The organism is Acidovorax sp. KPB24-03 (assembly GCF_057546605.1).
The window spans coordinates 1-1880 of the sequence record NZ_BAAJYR010000550.1 but is presented as its reverse complement, the minus strand read 5'-3'; the positions used below and the strand labels follow the sequence as shown (position 1 = coordinate 1880).

Here is a 1880-nt window from a genome sequence, read left to right as displayed (position 1 = left end):
CCTTGGCCGGGGGGCCGAGGCCAGCAGGGCGAGGATGCGCGCGGCGACCAGCGGGTCGATGGGCGCCCCCCCGGCCCGCATGCAGGCCAGCGCGCGCACCAGTTCATCGTCTTCGGCACTCTTGAGCAGGTAGCCCCGCGCGCCGGCCTGGATGGCCGCGACGATCGTGTCGGTGTGCCCCCAGGCGGAGACCACCACGGCCTCCAGTGACGGTCGGGCTCGCGAAAACGCCTCCAGCAGCGCCAGTCCCGAACCATCCGGCAGGTGCAGGTCCACCAGCGCCAGATCGAAGCCACGCGCGGGCCACAACGCGCCGGCCTGGGCCAGGCTGCCGGCGTGCGCCACCGATGCCCCGGGATGGACCTGCCCGAGCAGGCGGGCCAGGCGCCGCGCGCAGGCGGGGTCGTCCTCCACCAGCAGCACGGCGGCCACGGCCAGCGGTGCGGGCGCGCTCATCGGCAGGGGCGCTGCACGCAGGAAAAACGGCATGCATCCCCGATATCAGGGATGCGCGCGAGGCACTGCCTCTCTAGTCTTGCGGGTCGGGGGTGCCGGCTGCTACAGGTGGGCGGCACCACCCGCCCGGCAACCGATTTTTCACAAACATGCATTTTTAGGAGGTGAACGATGACTCAGGTGCTCATGCAATGCGCGGCGATCCACGTGCCCACGGGCGAGCTGGCGGCCAGCCGGCAGGGATATTCACATGATTCGGAAATAAAGACCAGCAACACCGACTGGATGGCGCACCTGCCGGACGGGCGCAGGCTCAGCGAGCTGTCCCTGCCCGGCACGCACGACACCATGTCGTTCTATGGCGGCGACATCACCCAGACGCAGTCGATGCCGCTGGCGAACCAACTCAAATCCGGCATCCGCGTGCTGGACATCCGGTGCAACCACACCAAGGACGAACTGCCGATCTACCACGGCATCCAATTCCAGTACGCGTACTTCTCCGACGTGCTCGCCACCGTGATCGACTTCCTGAAGACCCACCCGTCGGAAACCGTGTTCATGCGGATCAAGCAGGAGGGCGACGGCGGCGGCAACACCGAGACTTTCGAGGAAACGTTCAAGAACCGCTACTACCAGCCCAACCAGGCCGCCTTCTGGCAGCCGCCCACGGATGGCACCGGCGGCAACCCCGTGCTCAAGGACCTGCGCGGCAAGATCGTGGTGCTGCAGAACTTCACCGCGACGCACCAGTACGGCATCGCGTACCCCGGCGCGTTCAGCATCCAGGACGAATGGAAGCTGGGCACCAACTGGGACCTGTACGACAAGTGGGAAAAGGTCAAGGCACATGCCCGCGCGGCGATCGCCGGAAGCCGCGACCAGGCCTACATCAACTACCTGAGCGCCGCGTCCGGCTCGTTCCCCTATTTCGTCGCCAGCGGGGCGTCGAGCCCCCAGACCAACGCCCCCCTGCTCATGACGGGGCGGACCACCCCGGGCTGGAAGAACAGCTGGCCCGACTTTCCCCGCGTCAAATGCTTCATCGGCATCTGCTCGATCGCCTTCGACGGGACGAACCAGCTCCTGTACCCCCGCATGGGCCCGGGGGGGGGGAACTGCACGGGCAGGTGGGCATGGTCATGGCCGACTTCCCCGGCCCCGGCCTCATCAGCGCGGTGATCGCCACCAACGGCTGACGCCCCCGCCGCGGGATCTGCCACAGGGCCCTCGCCTTGGCCACCGCCCCATGGCGGGGGGCAGGCGCCTGCGTACACTACGCCGGTCCCGGCTTCCCCTCCTGCCCCATGCACATACCCCGGCTGCGCCCTGTTTTGTCCCTGTGCCCCACAGCGCGCCCGAGGTTGCACGCCTGGGGCCTGGCGGCCCTGCTGGCGACCCTGGCGCCCGGCGCCTGGGCCGAC

At 68.7% G+C, this 1880-nt stretch carries 2 protein-coding genes; one reads left to right on the top strand and one right to left on the bottom strand.

Going from position 1 to position 1880, the window contains the following annotated elements:
* Positions 1-456 (bottom strand): response regulator (locus tag AC27KI_RS23820; protein ID WP_487116199.1); only part of this gene is annotated, 456 nt, incomplete at its 3' end.
* Between the two features lie 171 nt (positions 457-627).
* Here AC27KI_RS23820 and AC27KI_RS23815 point away from each other — a divergent pair.
* Positions 628-1638: a phosphatidylinositol-specific phospholipase C gene (locus AC27KI_RS23815; protein ID WP_487091012.1), complete on the top strand. Its 1011-nt coding sequence runs from the start codon at positions 628-630 to the stop codon at positions 1636-1638.
* Positions 1639-1880 lie beyond the last annotated feature (242 nt).